General features: G+C 64.4%; 1 protein-coding gene. It reads left to right on the forward strand.

All coding sequences use genetic code 11. The annotated features are described in order from the left end of the window. Window positions 1-300, forward strand: a 300-nt coding sequence (locus QCE73_RS34145) for a histidine phosphatase family protein (protein WP_309885354.1), incomplete at its 5' end; no start/stop codon positions are given. Window positions 301-312: the final 12 nt, after the last annotated feature.

Here is a 312-nt window from a genome sequence, read left to right on the forward strand (position 1 = left end):
GCCATGACGAAGCTGCGCGGCGATGTCTCATGGGACACGGTGCTGCTCGTGCTGCACGGCGGCGTGAATCGCGCGTTGCTGTCGCATGCGATCACGGCCGGCGGGCGCGCGTTCTTCGGGCATCTGTCGCAGGCGACGGGCTGCATCAACGCGCTCGATGTCGGCGACAAACCCGGCGACTGGGTCGTGCATGAAATCAATCATTCGCCGCCCTCGCCGCTTCATGCCGACGTGCGTCACACGACGATGGAACTGCTGTACGCGCAGTTTCTGCGCTTCAAGGCCGACGAGATGGACTGAAGCGCGATGTCC

It is taken from the genome of Caballeronia sp. LZ029 (assembly GCF_031451275.1).
In the GTDB taxonomy this organism is placed as follows: Bacteria; Pseudomonadota; Gammaproteobacteria; order Burkholderiales; family Burkholderiaceae; genus Caballeronia; species Caballeronia jiangsuensis.